Origin of the sequence: Rhodobacter xanthinilyticus, from assembly GCF_001856665.1 — a bacterium.
In the GTDB taxonomy this organism is placed as follows: domain Bacteria; phylum Pseudomonadota; class Alphaproteobacteria; order Rhodobacterales; family Rhodobacteraceae; genus Rhodobacter; species Rhodobacter xanthinilyticus.
Genome location: NZ_CP017781.1, coordinates 115,920 through 132,919 on the forward strand (window position 1 = coordinate 115,920; position 17,000 = coordinate 132,919).

The 17,000-nt window shown below is 62.9% G+C and carries 18 protein-coding genes and 4 pseudogenes; 18 read left to right on the forward strand and 4 right to left on the reverse strand.

The features are described 5' to 3' along the window. Positions 1-14: 14 nt before the first annotated feature. Both LPB142_RS00585 and LPB142_RS00590 read right to left on the reverse strand, forming a co-directional pair. Positions 15-335, reverse strand: coding sequence for a type II toxin-antitoxin system RelE/ParE family toxin (locus tag LPB142_RS00585; protein ID WP_068768148.1), 321 nt, complete (start codon positions 333-335; stop codon positions 15-17). A gap of 5 nt (positions 336-340) precedes the next feature. Beyond that, positions 341-583 (reverse strand): type II toxin-antitoxin system ParD family antitoxin, encoded by a 243-nt coding sequence (locus LPB142_RS00590; protein ID WP_008336111.1) that lies wholly within the window; start codon positions 581-583, stop codon positions 341-343. 473 nt (positions 584-1,056) lie between these two features. Here LPB142_RS00590 and LPB142_RS00595 point away from each other — a divergent pair, with 473 nt between their 5' ends. Next, on the forward strand, positions 1,057-1,710 hold the full coding sequence (locus LPB142_RS00595) for a hypothetical protein (protein WP_231879173.1): 654 nt from the start codon (positions 1,057-1,059) through the stop codon (positions 1,708-1,710). Positions 1,711-1,906: 196 nt separating this feature from the next. Here LPB142_RS00595 and LPB142_RS00600 read toward each other — a convergent pair. After that, positions 1,907-2,875: pseudogene (locus tag LPB142_RS00600) on the reverse strand (IS5 family transposase). A gap of 102 nt (positions 2,876-2,977) precedes the next feature. On the opposite strand from LPB142_RS00600, the pseudogene LPB142_RS00605 reads away from it, so the two are divergent. The 8 genes and pseudogenes from LPB142_RS00605 to LPB142_RS18890 all read left to right on the forward strand — a co-directional run. Continuing rightward, positions 2,978-3,757: pseudogene (locus LPB142_RS00605) on the forward strand (IS3 family transposase); the annotation flags it as partial. Between the two features lie 627 nt (positions 3,758-4,384). Then, positions 4,385-4,555: a hypothetical protein gene (locus tag LPB142_RS18310; protein ID WP_231879176.1), complete on the forward strand. Its 171-nt coding sequence runs from the start codon at positions 4,385-4,387 to the stop codon at positions 4,553-4,555. 180 nt (positions 4,556-4,735) lie between these two features. Then, positions 4,736-5,329 (forward strand): TetR/AcrR family transcriptional regulator, encoded by a 594-nt coding sequence (locus tag LPB142_RS00610; RefSeq protein ID WP_068768052.1) that lies wholly within the window; start codon positions 4,736-4,738, stop codon positions 5,327-5,329. A gap of 76 nt (positions 5,330-5,405) precedes the next feature. Further along, positions 5,406-6,467, forward strand: a complete 1,062-nt coding sequence (locus LPB142_RS00615) for an efflux RND transporter periplasmic adaptor subunit (protein WP_232230937.1) — start codon at positions 5,406-5,408, stop codon at positions 6,465-6,467. After that, complete coding sequence (locus LPB142_RS00620) at positions 6,464-7,597, forward strand: ABC transporter permease (protein ID WP_068768050.1); 1,134 nt, start codon at positions 6,464-6,466, stop codon at positions 7,595-7,597. The genes LPB142_RS00615 and LPB142_RS00620 overlap by 4 nt, the downstream gene beginning before the upstream one ends. Before the next feature lies 1 nt (position 7,598). Continuing rightward, a complete protein-coding gene (locus LPB142_RS00625; RefSeq protein WP_068768049.1) occupies positions 7,599-8,291 on the forward strand; it encodes an ABC transporter ATP-binding protein in 693 nt (230 codons plus the stop codon). 89 nt (positions 8,292-8,380) lie between these two features. Continuing rightward, positions 8,381-8,968 (forward strand): annotated as a pseudogene (locus LPB142_RS19495) (transposase); the annotation flags it as partial. Between the two features lie 508 nt (positions 8,969-9,476). Continuing rightward, positions 9,477-9,626: an NnrS family protein gene (locus LPB142_RS18890; protein ID WP_231879175.1), complete on the forward strand. Its 150-nt coding sequence runs from the start codon at positions 9,477-9,479 to the stop codon at positions 9,624-9,626. A gap of 23 nt (positions 9,627-9,649) precedes the next feature. On the opposite strand, the gene LPB142_RS00630 is transcribed toward LPB142_RS18890, so the two are convergent. After that, a protein-coding gene (locus LPB142_RS00630) for an IS3 family transposase (protein WP_156894286.1) occupies positions 9,650-10,803 on the reverse strand; the annotation gives its coding sequence in 2 pieces (ribosomal slippage) (positions 9,650-10,557 and positions 10,557-10,803; 1,155 coding nt in all). Between LPB142_RS00630 and LPB142_RS19500 the strand changes: the two are divergent. The 9 genes and pseudogenes from LPB142_RS19500 to LPB142_RS00675 all read left to right on the forward strand — a co-directional run. Next, positions 10,711-10,950 (forward strand): annotated as a pseudogene (locus tag LPB142_RS19500) (4Fe-4S dicluster domain-containing protein); the annotation flags it as partial. The gene LPB142_RS00630 and the pseudogene LPB142_RS19500 overlap by 93 nt on opposite strands. A gap of 60 nt (positions 10,951-11,010) precedes the next feature. Then, entirely contained in the window at positions 11,011-11,721 is a 711-nt protein-coding gene (locus tag LPB142_RS00640) for a nitrate reductase subunit beta (RefSeq protein WP_231879186.1), read from the forward strand. Then, positions 11,721-12,440: a nitrate reductase molybdenum cofactor assembly chaperone gene (narJ, locus tag LPB142_RS00645; protein WP_068768056.1), complete on the forward strand. Its 720-nt coding sequence runs from the start codon at positions 11,721-11,723 to the stop codon at positions 12,438-12,440. Before LPB142_RS00640 ends, narJ begins: the two co-directional genes overlap by 1 nt. Positions 12,441-12,451: 11 nt before the next feature. Next, on the forward strand, positions 12,452-13,162 hold the full coding sequence (gene narI / locus LPB142_RS00650; protein ID WP_071165221.1) for a respiratory nitrate reductase subunit gamma: 711 nt from the start codon (positions 12,452-12,454) through the stop codon (positions 13,160-13,162). Positions 13,163-13,167: 5 nt separating this feature from the next. Next, positions 13,168-13,983 carry a peptidylprolyl isomerase gene (locus LPB142_RS00655; RefSeq protein ID WP_068768058.1) on the forward strand — a complete coding sequence of 272 codons (816 nt, stop codon included), beginning with the start codon at positions 13,168-13,170 and terminating at the stop codon, positions 13,981-13,983. Then, positions 13,980-14,537: a hemerythrin domain-containing protein gene (locus LPB142_RS00660; protein ID WP_068768059.1), complete on the forward strand. Its 558-nt coding sequence runs from the start codon at positions 13,980-13,982 to the stop codon at positions 14,535-14,537. The genes LPB142_RS00655 and LPB142_RS00660 overlap by 4 nt, the downstream gene beginning before the upstream one ends. Before the next feature lie 4 nt (positions 14,538-14,541). Then, positions 14,542-15,159: a carbonic anhydrase gene (locus tag LPB142_RS00665; RefSeq protein WP_068768060.1), complete on the forward strand. Its 618-nt coding sequence runs from the start codon at positions 14,542-14,544 to the stop codon at positions 15,157-15,159. 71 nt (positions 15,160-15,230) lie between these two features. Next, positions 15,231-16,436, forward strand: a complete 1,206-nt coding sequence (locus LPB142_RS00670; RefSeq protein WP_083392557.1) for a molybdopterin molybdotransferase MoeA — start codon at positions 15,231-15,233, stop codon at positions 16,434-16,436. A gap of 7 nt (positions 16,437-16,443) precedes the next feature. Continuing rightward, positions 16,444-16,965 (forward strand): DUF2478 domain-containing protein, encoded by a 522-nt coding sequence (locus LPB142_RS00675; RefSeq protein WP_068768061.1) that lies wholly within the window; start codon positions 16,444-16,446, stop codon positions 16,963-16,965. Positions 16,966-17,000: the final 35 nt, after the last annotated feature.

Consider the following 17,000-nt stretch of genomic DNA (forward strand, 5'->3'; position numbering starts at 1 on the left):
GCAAACGCATGGGCTTAACCGCCGTCGAGATCCTCGTAGTAGACGAGTGCGGGCATGTTGCGGCGCTGATGCACGATGCGCAGGATGACTGCCGCGCCATCCGCCGCATCGAGCCGCTTGTAGAAGATCACGTGACGCTGGCAATTGACGGACCGCATCCCCGGGACAAAGAGACTCCTGTCCCGGCCCGCGTCGGAATCCCCGGTGATCCGCTCGAAGGCGGTGACCAACTGGCGGTAATAGACGAGCCATTGGTCCCTGCCCCAGGTCTCGACGGTGTAGGCCCGTATCTCTTCAAGGTCCGACTTGGCCTGACCGGAAAGCCGAATCGTCATGTGGGTCAGCGATCAAACGCATCCGGCTCGAAGGCTTGGGCATCGAACTCGGCGAAATCCCCATTTTCGGCCAGGGTGGCTGCCATCTCGAGATCGGCCTTGAGGGCATAGAACTGCCGTGCGCCATCCTTCTCCATCAGCATTCTTACTCCGGCGCGCACGACTTCGCTCAGATTGGCGTAGGCGCCGGACTCGATCTGTGCCTGCACATATTTCTGCATCGGTTCGGTCAGGTGGACGTTTGGCATCAGACTCTCCTATCCATGCTCAATCGTATCAGATACTGACATAAATCTTCAAGCGCATGTTCGATCCCAACATAGGCCACTACACAGGATCGTTGCTCCACCCGCCCTTCCGTTCCCGGATTCCAGCCGTGGAACCAAGCCCTACCGTTTTCCGACACTGCCCTTCCTGGGACCATGGGCGCTGCGACACGCCGTTTGACGGGCTCATGCGGTCTGTTCTTCCGTGACCGCTTTCGTGGCCGCATGGAAACACCACATTTTCCTTTTTTCGCAAATGTTTGTTTGGCATCTAACGTGAAATGAAGCCGCAATTTTGGCCGCTTTCAAGACGCCTCAAGAGCCCAAACCGGCGTCAGATCTTGGAAGCCATCACGCGACACAAGCGAACAATCGCATGCCACCATCAATCAAATCTCCTTGCTATCATTAATGTTGTTTCGTGTCGCTGCGCCATTATAGATGGAGTCGGCATCATGAAGCACGTGATCCACGGCGTGGCTACAGCCACGGCACTAAGCATATCCGGACTAATGGCCTCGTCAGGTCCGGCTCAGGCCTATCAGGTGGACTGTGCGATCCTCCTCTGCCTTGCGGGCGGCTGGCCTGCCTCCGCGCCCTGCGCACATGCCAGAGCGGTCTTCATTCGGCGGATCACACCATGGCCGATCGAGCCACCCTTACAAATCTGGCGGTGTCCGATGGGTGTGTCGTTCAACGAACCAAGTCCGTTGTCGCCTATGGAACGCCTTTATGACATCACGTTCCGCGATCCGCCCGAACCGCAGGTATCGACTCCGATACCCCTTGTTCGCGTCCAGGCGGATGAACAAGCCGACATCGACATCTCGGGCGACGCCTTTGACTTCGTTCGCAGCATTCGCGTGTATCACATCCAGTACCGGCAGCACGAAAACCGAGATGGTGACTGCAATCGCGGCGACTCCACGCGGTTGGGGTCCTACGGCGTGCAGGGCGATTACCGATGGACAAGATCCACCGTGGGCCAGGTGCCGGCCGCATCCGGCCTGAGCATCCCGAATGGATGCGGCAGCTACTTCTACCGCTCCGTCTTCGTCGACTGGCGCGATCACGCCGGGAACTATGGTTCTGAAGAAGTTCGCTACTGACAAAATCTGCGCGCGGTTTCAATGCGCGCGTCCTCACAACCCCGCACTGGGGGCTGTGCAAAACCCCCGAAAAGGAGACGACGCCAGTCCGTGATCCTGCATGCGGTGTTCTTCATGTTCGCTACGCCGTTTCCTACCGAGAGGCGTTGTTGGACAAATCAGCTGGTGACCGCAGTCCCCCTTTCCCCAGACACACCTATCCTGGGGCCACGGTCATCGGGATGCCGAGAGCCGTGAAGCGGTTCATGACCGCCGCGCGGATCTGGACCTCTGCCACTTGGCGGTCGAAGTCCCGTGACATCAGCCGCTGGCCGAGCTGCTTCACGCAGTTCATTTTCGTTTCGACCCGGCTGCGGCGGTGGTACCCGCTCCAGTTCCGCCAGAGCGCCCTGCCCAGGTGCTTTGACGCCCGCAGGATTTCGTTGCGCGCCCGGGCTCCGGCAGTGTCCGGCTTCCATGGCATCGCGGTCCGCCTCGGCGGAATGACCGCTGCCGCGTCACGGGCGGCGATGGCATCTTGGCAGGCGCGCGTGTCGTAGGCGCCGTCGGCCGTCACCGTGGCGATCTCCTCCTCCGCCGGAATCTGGGCGAGCAGATCTGGCAGCATCCCTCTCCGGTTCGCTCTAACCGGTGGCGCTTACCGGCTCGACATCGCCGACATTGCTGGACGTGACCTCGACGGCCCGGATTTCCAATGTTTGCTCGTCGATCCCGAGGTGGACCTTGCGCCACACACGCCGTTTCGAGCCGCCATGCTTGAGCGTGTGCCACTCGCCTTCGCCCTCCACCTTGATGCCGGTGCTGTCCACTAGCAGGTGAAGCGCCTCCTTGGAGCCGCGATACGGGATGCTGATGTCCAAGGTCTTCTGACGACGTGACAGCGTGCTGAAGTCAGGCACGGACCACCCCAGCCCGGACAGTTCCAGCAGGCTCGCCACGAACCCCGTCGTCTGGCGGAGCGGCAGCCCAGGAGGACCTTGAGGGTGAGACAGGCCTGGATTGCGGCGTCGCTATAGGTTTGCTGGCGACCGCGCCGCCCGGACGGCGCCGCTTCCCATTGCATCAAGGGATCGAACCAGACGGTCAGCGATCCGCGCCGCCTCAGCGCCTGATTGTAGCTGCGCCAGTTGGTGGTCTTGTAGGTCGGCTTCGGAGGTCTGCTCATGCTGCCCGGCTAGCATGCTGGGTTCACGAGATGAATCCCCTAGATTTGCGCAACAACGCCCTGAATCACGCAAAATGCCTGAAAGCAATGGGTCTGGAGCCTAAGGAACCGTTAAGCCGCCGCGCGCAGGACGATGCGCGCCAGACGGAACTGATCCGGCAGGCCTGGTGCGACAGCGGCAAGGTCTATGGCTATCGCAAGCTGGCCGATGATCTACGTGATCAGGGAGAGCAGGTTTCCGAGAACCGGGTCGCCCGGCTGGCTGGCATTGCAGGCATCATGGCACAGGTCGGCTACAAGCGCCGCCCCGGTCGCTATGGCGGGGAGCCCGCTGTCGTCGCGTCCAACACCCTGGATCGGCAGTTCGAGGTGGATACGCCCGACAAAGTCTGGGTGACGGACATCACTTATATCAAGACCCACGAGGGGTGGCTGTATCTGGCGGTGGTGATTGATCTGTTCTCGCGGCGCGTGGTCGGCTGGTCGGCCCAGCCTCGCATGACGACCGACCTCGCCCTGCAGGCCCTGCTAGCGGCCGTCTGGCGACGAAAACCCAAGGCCAAGGTGATGATCCATTCCGACCAGGGATCGCAGTTCACCAGCCGCGAATGGCAGCTGTTCCTCAGCCAACACAATCTGGAAGCCAGCATGAGCCGCCGTGGGAACTGCCATGACAATGCGGTGGCCGAAAGCTTCTTCAAGCTCCTGAAGCGGGAACGCATCCGACGACGCACCTACCTGACCCGCGAAGCCGCAAGGCAGGACGTGTTCGAGTACATCGAGATGTTCTACAACCCGAAGCGCAAGCACACGAACAACGGCATGCTGTCGCCCGTTGACTTCGAAACTAGGCGGCAGAAACTGAACGAGGCAGGTGTCTAGGAAACATGGGGCTATTCAGTTTGGTTGCGGGGGCGTACAACCAACGATACCTGCGATTGGTCGAACGCCAGATCCCCAAGCTCGCAGAGCAATGTAACTCGTTGTCGTCGTTTGGAAAACCCGATTTTCGAACCACACACACCTCGCATTTAACTCCAGAGGTTGGTCAGCCCCCAAAGGGCACGAGGTTTGTTCCCACGGTTGACGGTGGGCTCCATTCGCTGGAATGGAATGAAGCATTCATTATGGGACAAGTGCGTCACGGCTGCGCCACGACCACGCACTCCATCCGCGCAATAATAATGTGGGATAGCCCGCCACTGATGGTGTGGATGGCCCGACCCACAGCATCGCATTGTGCCCGGATGGGTCTGGATACAGCGCCCCGAAAGGAGCCGTCCATAGAACAACGATCCTCAACATCGAGCGCCTGCTTGCTTCTGCTTAAAACCTGCCAGACGCCGCGCGACCAGTGTTGTGGACAGGCTGGCGGCACAGTTCCGGGGCACGCAGGATTAGATCGAGGACCTGGCCCCACGGATCGGCGAGGTGCACGCCGGTGACGCGCTTGCACGCCGTCTGGCAACGGTGCCCGGGGTCGGCGCGATCTCGTCCAGAGCCTTCGCCGTGACGATACCAGACGTGAGCTCCTTCAGAAGCGGTCGCGATTACGCAGCCTTGCTCGACGTGACGCCCCGGTCCCATTCGAGCGGCGCAAGGGAAGGCTGGGACGGATCCCGAAGGCCGGCAACTGCCACCTCGATACCCGGGCGCCATGGCGAGGATCCCGTCCGCTGATCTGCCGCGCCTCTCGGCTGATCAAGGCGGCTTAGCGAGTTGCGGGAACGTAGGGCGCGACACTTGGCGGCCACAGGCTCAGAGCCAGGTCGAAGACTCGATTGACGTTCTGCGAGATGACTGCTAGTAAGTGTTCGATCACTAACTAATTGATGCCGGATGATGCGAAAATCAGCAGACATGCGCAAGGCCGAGATCGTCGCGACCGTTCTCGAGATGGCTGACCGGATCGGCCCGGATCGGGTGACCACAGCTGCGGTTGCAGAACGGATCGGGGTGACCCAGGCGGCGCTGTTTCGGCACTTCCCATCCAAGGCAGAGCTATGGGCAGCCGTCGCCGAACAGGTCACCGACACGCTCGCGACGGCTTGGGGGGCGGCCCTCGAAGATGTGTCGGATCCGCTGGAGCGGGTGCGGGCGTTGGTGGCGGCGCAGCTTGCGGTGATTGCGCGCACGCCGGCGATCCCGATGCTTCTGTTCTCGCGCGAATTGACGATCGAGAATGAGGTGCTGCGCGGCGCCTTCCAGGAACGCCTCGGCGCATTTCACGAAATGCTTGCGGCGGACCTCGCTGCGGCTCAGGCGCAAGGACGGATCCCGGCCGAACTCGTGCCGCGTGATATCGCCCATCTGCTGAGCTCGCTTGTCCAGGGTGCCGCGATCAGATGGGCCCTCGGGGAGCGCAAGACATCCATGGAAGAAACGGGGCTGGCGCTGCTCGATGTGCAGTTGCGCCTGCTGCAACGGCAGGAAGGATCGCGGAGAGATGCGTAGGAGTTGGTTTGTCCTCGGTGTCGCTGCAATAGCGCTGGCGGGGGGGCTCTGGGGGATGCGCCAAAGACCGCTGCCGGTGCAGGTGCTCGCGCCGCAGACGGACCTCACGCTTCGGATTTATGGTCTTGGAAATGTCGAGGCGCGTGTGCTGAGCGCCGTTGGTTTCGAGCTCGGTGGCGCGGTGCAGAGCTTGTCCGCCGATGCGGGGGATCGTGTTGCGGCCGGGCAGGAACTGGCCGTGCTGCATTCCGAGGAGCAACAGGCTCGCGTTCTCCAGGCCGGGGCCGGGGTGGCCGCCGCGCGCGCGGCGCTCGCCAAGGCGGAGGCTGCTCTGCCCCGGGCTCAGGCGGTTCTGTCGCAGCGAGAAGCGGCCAATGCGCGCCAGCAGGAACTGGCGCGCGCCGACCGGGCCTCGAAGCAAAACGCTGAGGAGGCACAGCGTGATCTCGATGTCGCGCGCGCCGATCTCGCGGTGGCGGAGGCCGAGCTGATGGTGCTGCGCGCGCAACTGGCCGAGGCAGACGCGAACTTGCGCTCGGCCCACACGCTTCTCGATCAGCACGCCCTCACCGCGCCCTATGACGCCCTGATCATTGCGCGCAAGGCCGAGGCCGGGACCGTGGTCAAGGCGGGGGACACGATCTTCAGCCTGATTGATCCGCAAACGATCTGGATCCAAGCCTATATCGACGAAGAGCGCGCGGGGCAGCTTGCGCTGGGGCAACGGGGAAGCATCCGTCTTCGCTCGCGCCCGCAGCAGGCGTTTCACGGGGAAATAGCGCGTATCGGATTGGAGAGTGACCGCGTCAACGAGGAGCGCAAGGTGTGGCTCACCTGTTCCGACTGCCCCGCCGAAATGTATCTTGGCGAACAGGCTGAGGTCTTGGTCGCCATCGGTCATCGAGATCGGGCCCTGATGGTGCCAGAGGTCGATATCGCGGGTTTCGATGGCGCCTCGGGAACGATCTGGATCACGCAAGATGGTGCGCTCGCACGGGCAAAGGTGCAGTTCGGGGCGCGTGACGATTTGGGGCGCGCGGAGGTGACAGGCGGTCTGCCGGACGGCGCGAAGGTCATCTCTCCGGTTCCGAAGGGCGCGGTCGAGGGCCGCAAGGTCCGCATCGAGGCCGGCGCATGACGCTCGCGCTCAAGGACATCCGGCACAGCCTGTTTCGTTTTGTCCTGACCTGCTTTGGGTTAGGGCTGTTGATGACCGTCGTGCTGGCGATGATCGGGATCTATAATGGTCTGGTGTCGGATGCGCTTGCTGCGGTGAAGTCCCCGCGCGCAGATCTCTGGATCGTCGAGGCGAACACTCAGGGGCCCTTTGCCGAGGCCTCTGCGTTGCCCGCCTCGACCCGTGATGCGGTTGCGCGCCTTCCGGGGATCGCCGAGGCAGGCGCGATCACCTATCAGACGATCGAGGCCCGGCACGGGGCGCAGACGCTCCGGCTATATGTCATCGGTTACGAGCGCGGCCATCCCGGAGGCCCTCCCACTCTCGTCGACGGGCGGGGCCTAGGGCGCAGTCATTACGAATTGGTCGCCGATCGCAAGTCGGGGCTTACGGTCGGAGATACGATCCGTCTGGGACGCAACCGGTTCAGCGTCGTGGGGCTGACGGAAAATGCGATGAATTCCGGCGGCGATCCCGCGGTCTTCATGACCTTGTCCGATGCGATGGCCCTGCAAAGCGAGCTCGATCCCGCCGCCGAGAGGGTCCGGGCCGCGCGCGGGGCGGCTGCGCCTGATACCAGCACAGTGGCCGCGGTCATCGCGCGGATCGAGCCGGATGCCGATGTCACGCGGGTTGCGGCAACGATCCGGCAATGGAAACATTTGGGCGCTCTGACCCAGGCGCAGCAAGAAGAGCTGTTGCTCGCGTCGGTCGTGGATCGCGCGCGCCGCCAGATCGGGCTGTTTCTGGGGATATTGCTCAGCGTCTCGGCCGTGGTGATCGCGCTGATCATCTATACCATGACGATGGAGAAGCTAAAACAGATCGCGACGCTCAAGCTGATCGGCGCGCCGGATCGCACGATCCTCGGTCTGATCGTGCAGCAAGCCTTGATCCTGGGCGCCTCGGGGTGGGCGATCGGGCTGTCGCTGATCCTGCTGGTGAAAGACAATTTTCCGCGTCGGGTGGTTCTGGAGCCAACCAACGCTTTGGTGCTTTTCGGGATCATCATCTTCGTTTGCATCCTGGCATCCGGATTGGGAATCCGCGCCGCGCTCAAGGTCGATCCGGCGACCGCGCTCGGAGGCTGAGATGGCGATCGGTGATCTTCTCGTCGAGGTGTCGGGTGTGGCCAAGCATTACGGCGAGGGCGAAGCCCGCGTCGATGCCCTGCGCGCGGTCGATTTGCAGATCCGTGCGGGCGAGGTGGTGGCGATGCTCGGCCCCTCGGGCTCGGGCAAGACCACGCTGCTCAATATCATCGGCTGCATCGTCGATCCCTCGGCCGGCCGGCTTGTGCTCGATGGCGAAACAGTGTTCGACGGCCGGTGGCTGCGCGGCAACCTGCGGCGCCTGCGTCTGGACAAGATCGGCTTCATCTTTCAGGCGCACAACCTGCTTCCCTTCCTCACCGCCGAGGAGAATGTCGCGCTGGTGCTCGATCTGGCGGGATCGACGCCGGCTGCGTCGAAAGCCCGCGCGCGCGACTTGCTGGAGTATCTCGAGGTGGGGCATCGGGCGCGGGTCAAGCCTGCCCATCTGTCGGGCGGCGAAGCGCAGCGCGTTGCGATTGCGCGCGCATTGGCGAACCGGCCGCGGATCATTCTTGCCGACGAGCCGACGGCGGCCCTCGATTCCGTAAGGGCGCAACTCGTGATGGATTTGCTGCGCAAGCTCGCCGTCGAGCAGGAGGCCTGCATTCTCACCGTGACCCATGACGAGAAAATCTTCGACCGCTTCGATCGGCTGATCCATCTGCGCGATGGGCGCCTGAGCACGGAGTAAGGCACGCGGCAGCCAACCCGGGAGGCTTGGGGCGCGGTGAAACGCGTGGTCCAGGCAACACGCCAGGATGCGCCCCCCCGATTCCCAGCGTCATGTTCTGCGCGGATAGCGAATGGCTGGCTCGCAAACACGGGCCGTCGCGACGTAGGCAACGGAGGAAGGTCCACATCGCCTTGGACACGAAAACCGGCAACATACGCGCAGTCGACTCCACCTCGAGCCGTCACGGAGGCAGCCCTTTCCTGCTCGCGGTGCTAGAGTAAATTCCCGAGATGCGGCGATCGCCACCCTCATCGCGGACGGCGCCCATGACACGCGACGATGCCATGGTGCGATCATGGACCGAGACTCTCATGCCGATCCGCCGGAACGGGCGCAGCTGGAAAGAGGGTTGCCCCACAGCCTCAGCCTAGAACGAGATCTTGCACGCGACGCGACGCCTTGGAAGAGCGCCCTGGAATCGATGGACTGACTATCGCGTCCGAAATCGGGGCGAGGCTCAGATGAAGCGCCTGAAGCTCTTTGGCGAGCGGATCATGTCGCGAGGCCCTGACCGCCAGGCCGCCGAAATCCAGATCCGCATCCTTCGCGGCTGTGGTCGAACCGGTGGCGCCTGCCGCTCAGTGATGAACTGCTTCCCGGCCCTCGGCCGCGCCAAGATTGAGGCTATTGTCTGAAGGGAGACGGGAAAGGAGACCGTCAGCCCGTACGTTGATTGGCACAACAACGGCCCGTCTCGCATTCACAAAATTGGTATTTGAAATACCATTTCATCGAAGATAGCATGAGACTCAAGTTCAAGCTCGTGAGAATCCCATGCCCTCCGCCGCATCTTCCCAAACCAGGGCGCCCCCCCTTACCGTTCGCCGCTGGGCGCCCAAAATCCGCATGATACGCAGCTGCTGGAATATCCCCCGGACGCCCTCGCCGTCACGCCCGACCTCGTGCTTGCCCCTCCTCGCCGGCTGGAGGGCGGACGGCGATCGCCTCGGCTATGACGGAGGGCTCCTTCGACCGGACGCTTGCGGCTCCCAGGCCGAGACCTTTCGATGTCGGGGGTGAGCTTCAGGCGGCGCGACTTATCGCGATCCATCCACCATCCCATGATATCCGCCTCGACCTGATCTTGACCGAGGCCGAAGCACAGACGGAACGAGACCTGACATGACGACAAGCTCGGAACAGATGCGGACCTGGAACGGTCCAGCCCTCCTGACCTTTGGGTTTCGCCCCTTCTTTCTCGGGGCCGGACTATGGGCTGCGAGTGCGATGACGCTGTGGCTCCTGATGCTCTCAGGTGCGGCGGAGCTACCGATACGCTTCGATCCCGTGTGACCTGCCCCCCGGTCGTCCCTCGTTCATGACGAGAGTCCTTGGGGATGATATTGGTTGGTTTCGGGTGTGGCAAGCGCGCCGGGCGCGGAGCCCTCAGATTGCTCAAGCGCCCGGCGCGCTTCTGCCGGGGTCTTGTTGGCCAGCGAGGAATGCGGCCTGACGTTGTTGTAGTCGTAGCGCCAGAGTGCCAGCTTGCGGCGGGCATCGGCCAGGCTGTCGAAGATCTCCTCGTTCAGGCATTCGTCGCGCAGGCTGCCGTTGAAGCTCTCGATGAATCCGTTCTGCTGCGGCTTGCCCGGATCGATGTAGTGCCATTCGACGCCGTTCTCGTTAGCCCATTTCAGGATGGCCTTGCTGGTGAACTCGGTGCCATTGTCAGAAACGATGCAAGCGGGTTTGCCGTAAATCCTGACCAGCGCATCGAGTTCCCGCGCCACTCTGGCCCCCGAGATGCTGGTGTCGGCAATCAGGGCAAGGTTCTCGCGGCAGCGATCGTCGTTGACGGCCAGGATGCGGAACTTGCGGCAGGCCCCGAACGTGTCGGATAGGAAGTCCAAAGACCACCGCTGGTTCGGGCGCAATGGCACCGGCATCGGCGTTCGGCTGCCGCGCGCCCGTTTGCGGCCACGGCGTCGACGCACCGACAGGCCCTCTTCCCGGTAGATGCGGTAGAGCTTCTTTTCGTTCATGATCATGCCCTTGCGCTCCAGCAGGATACCCACGCGCCGGTAGCCGAAGCGACGGCGCTTCTCGACGATCTTGTGCATCGCCTCACGGATTTCCGGGTTATCGGGCGGCCTGTCACGCCGCACCGTCTTCGGATCGACACCGATCAGGACGCAGGCCCGGCGTTGAGAGATCGGATGATCCCTCATCGCCCGCAGCACCGCGTCCCGCCGTTGCACCGGTGTCGTCAGGGCTTTCCCAAGAGATCCTTCAGAACCACGTTGTCCAGCATCGCATCCGCCAGAAGGCGCTTCAGCTTCGCGTTCTCGTCCTCGAGCTGCTTCAGCCGCTTGGCGTCCGACAGGTCCATCCCGCCATACTTCGCCTTGAGCTTGTAGAACGTCGCGGGGCTCAACCCGTGCTTCCGGCAAAGCTCGGAAGTCGGCAAACCCGCCTCCTGCTCCTTGATCATCCCGATAATCTGCGCCTCGGTGAACCGGCTTTTCCTCATGTCGTCTGCTCCTTCTCAGGTTGGGCAGACTCTACATCACAGCGAGGGAACTTCCGGGGGGCAGGTCACTGCCCCTACAAGAAGGTCTACTACAACTGGTCGACCGGAAAATCCGAGAAATGCACGCTGTGCTATCCCCGGATCGAAAGCGGCAACCCGACGGTATGTTCGGAAACCTGCGTGGGGCGCATCCGATATCTCGGCGTGATGCTCTATGACGCCGACAAGATCGTCGAGGCGGCGAACGCGGCCGACAAGATGGATCTCTATGACGCGCAGCTCGGCGTGTTCCTTGACCCCAAAGACCCTGCCGTCATCGCCGAGGCGCAAAAGCAGGGCATTCCGCAAGACTGGATCAAGGCCGCCCAGGAAAGCCCGATCTGGAAGATGGCGATGGAGTGGAAGGTCGCCTTCCCGTTGCACCCCGAATACCGGACGCTTCCGATGGTGTGGTACATCCCCCCGCTCTCTCCGATCCAGAACGCCGCCGAGGCGGGGGCCATCGGGATGGATGGCGCCATGCCGGACGTGAAGAACCTGCGCATCCCGCTGCGCTATCTCGCCAACATGCTGACGGCAGGCGACGAAAAGCCGATCGCCCGCGCCCTGGAGCGCATGCTGGCCATGCGCGCCTACATGCGAGCCAAGAGTGTCGATGGTGTGATCGACGAGGCCGTCGCCGCACGCGTCGGGCTCTCGGGCCAAGTCATCGAGGACATGTATCGCATCATGGCGCTGGCCGATTACGAGGACCGATTCGTCATTCCCACTACGCATCGTGAACAGGTCGAGGAAGCCTATGATCTGCGGGGCGGCTGCGGCTTCACCGATAGCAACGGATGCTCCACCGGCATCTCCAAGGCGTCGCTGTTCGGTGGCTCCAAGAAGCCGCTCAAGATGCCGCAGGAGGTGCGCTGATGTCATTGTCGCCTCAAGACCGCACGCTCAAGGCCATGTCCCTGATCCTGAGCTATCCGACGCGGGAACTGCAACAGGCAATGCCCGAAATCAGCGGCGTTCTCGCCTCGGAGTCGCGTCTGACCGCCGCGGCGCGGCGCGCGCTGCGCCCGCTCACGAGCCAGTTGGCGACACGCGACCTCTATGAGCTGCAAGAGCAGTATGTGATGCTGTTTGACCGCTCGCGCGCCTTGTCCCTGAACCTGTTCGAACATGTCCACGGCGAAAGCCGTGACCGGGGTGGCGCGATGGTCTCGCTGCTGGAAGCCTATCGTGACGGCGGGTATGAACCGGCCACCACGGAACTGCCTGATCACCTGCCGGTGTTGCTGGAATTCCTGTCGACGCGTCCCTTTGTCGAAGCACAGGAAACTTTGGCGGACGCGGCGCATATATTCGAGGCCCTGACCGCCCGGCTTGTCCGGCGCGAAAGCCCTTATGCCGTCGTGTTCGCCGCTCTTTTCCAGCGTTCTGGCGGTGCGCCGGATCAGGCCGCGGTTGCCGAGCTTCTGGATCAGCCCGACATCGACGCCGACGACCTCGAAGCACTCGATAAGGTCTGGGAGGAAAGCGAGGTGCGTTTCGGTCCCGACCCGAATGGAGGATGCCCGCAAGTCCGCGACATGCTCGCGCAGATGGATGTTCCGATCAATCCCGCGCCGCGCGCGACGGCCGAGTAACGGAGGCTGAAATGAACGATTTCTTCTTTGGCATATATCCCTATATCGCCCTCTCGATCATGATCGTCGGCTCGATCGCCCGATATGACCGGGACCCGTTCACCTGGAAATCCTCGTCCAGTCAGTTGCTGCGGCGCAAGCAACTGATGGTCGGGTCTATCCTGTTTCATATCGGCGTCCTGTTCATTTTCTTCGGACACTTCTTCGGCCTCCTGGTCCCGCACCAGGTCTACGAGGCGATCGGCATTCACGCCGAAGCCAAGCAATTGCTGGCTGCAATCGCTGGCGGCATTGCCGGTATCGTCGCGATCATCGGCGCGCTGATGCTGGCGCACCGTCGGCTGACGGAGCCGCGGATCCGCGACACCTCCAGCTTCTGGGACATCACGATCTTGCTGATGCTGGTGGCGCAGCTCGCCCTTGGCCTGATCAGCGTCCCCTATTCCATCGCCACCGCCGAACATGGCAGCGTGATCAACTTCATGAACTGGGCTCAGGGTGTCTTCACCTTCCAGAGCGGCAATGCCGCGCATATCGCGGATGAGCCGCTGATCTACAAGCTGCACATCGTTCTGGGGCTGACGATCTTCCTCGTCTTCCCCTTCACCCGGCTGGTGCACATTCTCTCGGGGTTTGCGGCGCCCGTGCGGTATCTGCTGACCCGCACCGGCTATCAGATCGTGCGCTCACGCCGTCAGGCGCCGCGCCATCCGGCGGAGTAAGCGCAATGAACGCACAGCTCTATCCCGATCTTGTCGTCAATGGCGAGCTCGTCCCCCATTCGGTGGTGGCCAACGAAGCGCAGAACCATCCGGCGCCCTCCGGGAAACCCGGCATTGCCTGGCGCCAGGCGGCGAATGCGGTCGCCATGCGCACGCTTCTCCTGCAGGAGGCCCGGCAGCGCGGGATACGGGCGGAACCGGCCGAGGTCGGGCCGGGACGCTTTGAAACCGGGGAAGAGGCCCTCATCCGGGGCCTTCTCGACGCCGAGGTCGAGGTATCCGCGCCAACCGAGGACGACATCCGCAGGGAATGGGCGCGCGACCCCGGGCGGTTTCGTTCCCCGCCGCTCTGGGAGGTTTCCCATATCCTCTGCGCCTGTGATCCCCGAAACGAGAACGAACGCGTGGCGGCCCGGGCGCGGGCGGCAGGTCTTCTCGCCCGTGTGGCAGAAGACCCCGGACGTTTCGCGCGGCTGGCATCGGCGCACAGCGACTGCGGATCGAAATCGTCGGGTGGCACGCTCGGACAACTCGGACCGGGGGACACCGTGCCCGAGTTCGAAGCGGCTCTGCGCAAGATGAAGGAAGGTGAAATCAGTTCGAAGCCAGTCCTCACACGGCACGGTTGGCACGTGATCCGCATGGACGCCATCGCCGAGGGGGCGGTGCTCCCCTTTGGAACCGTGCGATCGAAGATTGCTGAGGCCATGGAAAAAGCGGCTTGGGCGCGCAACGCCCGGGCATTCGCGGATCGGCTCGTCGCCTCTGCCCAGATATCCGGAGCCGAGCTTGGACGCCGCGCCCCAGGAGAGAAATCATGAAGAACCGTCTGTCCAATACCCGACGCGGCGATAGCGAACAGGACCCGACCGATCTGGACCTGCTCCAGGATCCTCTCGAATTCATCCACGAAGATCACATGCATATGCGTGCGGTCTGCGAGTTGATGGAGCGGATTTCGCACAGCTCGCTGCCGGACCCCGTCGAAATCGCGCGGCTGCTGCGCTTCCTCGATCACGAGATCGGGCTCTTGATCCATGACGAGGATGACGAGTTGCAGGGCATGCTGCTGGTCCGGTGCGCCCCGGAAGACGACATCGGGCCAACGCTCGAGCGGCTGAAGGCCGAGCATCAAACGCTGAGCGAGCTGTGCCCGCGCCTGCGGACCGTGCTCACGGAGATGCACGATGATAAGCGAGCTGCCAAAGACGACGAGGCCACCGCGCTGCGCGACTTCGCCGATCGCCTGCGCCGCCATCTCATCGTGGAGAACGCGATCGTCTTGCCGATCGCGAAAGCAAGGCTGACCGGTGATGATATTGTCCGGCTGAGGAGCGCCATGATCCGGCGGCGGATCGAGGATATGCAAGTGTAATCCCATGCTGGAAACGTTGCTTGCACGAAACATCGCATGGGCAGCGGCGCGCAATGAGGCCGATCCCGGCTATTTTGCGCGCCTTGCCGCGTTGCAGGCTCCGGAATTCTTCTGGATTGGTTGCTCGGACAGCCGCGTCCCGGCCAATGTCGTTGCGGGCCTCGATCCCGGGGAGGTCTTCGTGCACCGCAACATTGCGAATGTGGTGCATTCTGCGGATCTCAACCTCCTGTCTGCTCTGGAATTCGCCGTCGAGACGTTGAAGGTGCAAGAAATAATCGTCTGCGGACACTACGGCTGCGGCGGGGTCAAGGCCGCAACCGAAGACCTGCCGCACGGGTTGTCCGATCACTGGCTCGAGCCAATCCGGCGCCTTGCACGCGCTTTCGCCGTGGACCTCGCGGCCTGCAGCAGCGATGAAACGCGCCGCGACAAGTTGGCCGAGCTGAACGTCGTCGAAGGCGTAAAACGGGTGTCCGAGACCCCGATTTTGCAAAATGCATGGTCCCGCGGTGCGGATGTGCGCGTGCACGGACTGATCTACGGCTTGAAGGATGGCAGGTTGCGGGACCTCGATTGCTCCACTGGGCCGGGCCACTTCGTCGAAAGGACAAGGCCATGAAGGCGATCCAGGAATTCGAGAATGGGCGTTGTGGATGTGAAATCTCCAACGGCGCATCGCCGCTGATTTAGATGGACGAAGCCTTGCGGCGGCTTGGAGAGCATGCGCACCCCATCACCGGCACAGAGACAGAAGCGCTATCCTTGGCGACCGGGCGCGTCCTTGCAGACCCCGTATTGGCGGCCACGATGACCCCGCCGTTCGACAGTTCCGCAATGGACGGTTATGCAGTCGACAGTGCCGCCCTATGGGGTGAGGGTCCTTGGAGATTGCCTGTCACACAGCGTATTCCAGCCGGTGCAGATTGCACCGGGCGAGTGACCGGTGGGACCGCCGCACAGATCTTCACCGGCGCGCCAGTTCCACTCGGAGCGGATGCCGTGGTGCCCCAGGAGCACGTCGCGCGCGACGGCAATCTGGTGATCCTCAACCGACGTCCCCAACCCGGCCTGAACATTCGCCGTGCCGGCGGTGACATGCGTCCCGGCCAGACCGTTCTGGAGGCGGGATCAAGGCTTGGCCCTCGTGAAATCGCGGCATGTGCCGCTGCGGGTGCCGCCCGCGTGCATCTGATCCGCCCGGTGCGGGTCGCCCTACTCGTCACGGGCAGCGAAGTCCGGCCAGCCGGGGCGAACCGGGGCGCGGCCGAGATTTGGGACATCAACTCGCCGATGCTTTCGTCCGAGCTGTCACGGCCGGACATCCATTTCATCGATGTCATGCAGGGCGCGGACGACCGCACCCATCTGCGCCGGGCCCTTGCCGACATGGCCAAGACCGCGGATCTGATCGTCACGACGGGCGGCATCTCTGTGGGAGAGGAAGATCACGTCAAACCGGTGCTCGACGGGCTGGAAGCGACGGCTCACTTCAGCGGTGTTGCCATCAAGCCGGGCAAACCCGTCAGTTTCGGACAGATCGGGACGGCAAGTTGGCTTGGCCTCCCGGGCAATCCACTGTCGGCATTGGTCATCTGGCATGTCTTCGGATTGCCCCTGCTGGATATCCTTTCGGGGCGGCAGATCGCGGTGCAGAGGCGTCGTCATGTCGTCGCAGGCAAGCCTATCTTCCGCAAACCCGGGCGATGTGAAGTGCGCCCTGCACGCCTCATGGGGTTCGATTCGGAAGGGCGTGAGATCGTGGACTTTGGAAACACCGTCAATTCCGCGCATGTCGCGGACCTGCCCGGCGCGGATGGTTTGATATTCATTCCGGCTGAAACAGACCGGCTGCCCGAAGGCGCATTGCTGGAATTCCAGCCCTTTAACCGAGCATGAGGACGCAATGAAGATCGGATATACGATGGCACCTGGGCGCGGCGATACGAATCTGATGCTGCATCGTCTGGCGTCTTCCCTGATCCAACAGGGCTACCGCCCGGTCGGGACGGTTCAAATCAATGCCGAGCGCGAAAGCGCCGGTCCCTGCGACATGGACGTCAAGGTGCTACCCGAGGGCGTGACGATCCGCATCTCGCAGTCTCTGGGCGCGGCCTCTAGGGGATGCCGTCTCGACCCGGCGGCGCTTGAAACAGCGGTGGGCCTTGTGGAAGCCGAGCTCGCCAAGGGGGCCGATTGCCTGATCGTGAACAAGTTCGGCAAGCACGAAGCCGAAGGGCGCGGTTTCCGTCCGATTATCGCGACCGCACTTGCTGCGGACATCCCGATCCTGGTCGGCCTCAATGCGTTGAACAAAGAGGCTTTCTTGGAGTTTGCGGGTGAGTTCGCTTTCGCTTTGCCACCCGAGTTTCCGGCGCTGGACGCCTGGCTGAGGACGCATCTGGAGGCGCGCACGACGGCCGCCTGAGGGCTGCGCCCCTTAGCCAGGCAAGGGTGACCTGC

Excerpts from the sequence above, each read along its gene's own strand:
- LPB142_RS00585 (WP_068768148.1), bottom strand. The coding sequence starts at position 335 with ATGACGATTCGGCTTTCCGGTCAGGCCAAGTCGGACCTTGAAGAGATA.
- LPB142_RS00590 (WP_008336111.1), bottom strand. The coding sequence starts at position 583 with ATGCCAAACGTCCACCTGACCGAACCGATGCAGAAATATGTGCAGGCA.
- LPB142_RS00595 (WP_231879173.1), top strand. The coding sequence starts at position 1,057 with ATGAAGCACGTGATCCACGGCGTGGCTACAGCCACGGCACTAAGCATA.
- LPB142_RS00610 (WP_068768052.1), top strand. The coding sequence starts at position 4,736 with ATGCGCAAGGCCGAGATCGTCGCGACCGTTCTCGAGATGGCTGACCGG.
- LPB142_RS00620 (WP_068768050.1), top strand. The coding sequence starts at position 6,464 with ATGACGCTCGCGCTCAAGGACATCCGGCACAGCCTGTTTCGTTTTGTC.
- LPB142_RS00625 (WP_068768049.1), top strand. The coding sequence starts at position 7,599 with ATGGCGATCGGTGATCTTCTCGTCGAGGTGTCGGGTGTGGCCAAGCAT.
- LPB142_RS18890 (WP_231879175.1), top strand. The coding sequence starts at position 9,477 with ATGCGGACCTGGAACGGTCCAGCCCTCCTGACCTTTGGGTTTCGCCCC.
- LPB142_RS00640 (WP_231879186.1), top strand. The coding sequence starts at position 11,011 with ATGCTCTATGACGCCGACAAGATCGTCGAGGCGGCGAACGCGGCCGAC.
- narJ (WP_068768056.1), top strand. The coding sequence starts at position 11,721 with ATGTCATTGTCGCCTCAAGACCGCACGCTCAAGGCCATGTCCCTGATC.
- narI (WP_071165221.1), top strand. The coding sequence starts at position 12,452 with ATGAACGATTTCTTCTTTGGCATATATCCCTATATCGCCCTCTCGATC.
- LPB142_RS00655 (WP_068768058.1), top strand. The coding sequence starts at position 13,168 with ATGAACGCACAGCTCTATCCCGATCTTGTCGTCAATGGCGAGCTCGTC.
- LPB142_RS00660 (WP_068768059.1), top strand. The coding sequence starts at position 13,980 with ATGAAGAACCGTCTGTCCAATACCCGACGCGGCGATAGCGAACAGGAC.
- LPB142_RS00665 (WP_068768060.1), top strand. The coding sequence starts at position 14,542 with ATGCTGGAAACGTTGCTTGCACGAAACATCGCATGGGCAGCGGCGCGC.
- LPB142_RS00670 (WP_083392557.1), top strand. The coding sequence starts at position 15,231 with ATGGACGAAGCCTTGCGGCGGCTTGGAGAGCATGCGCACCCCATCACC.
- LPB142_RS00675 (WP_068768061.1), top strand. The coding sequence starts at position 16,444 with ATGAAGATCGGATATACGATGGCACCTGGGCGCGGCGATACGAATCTG.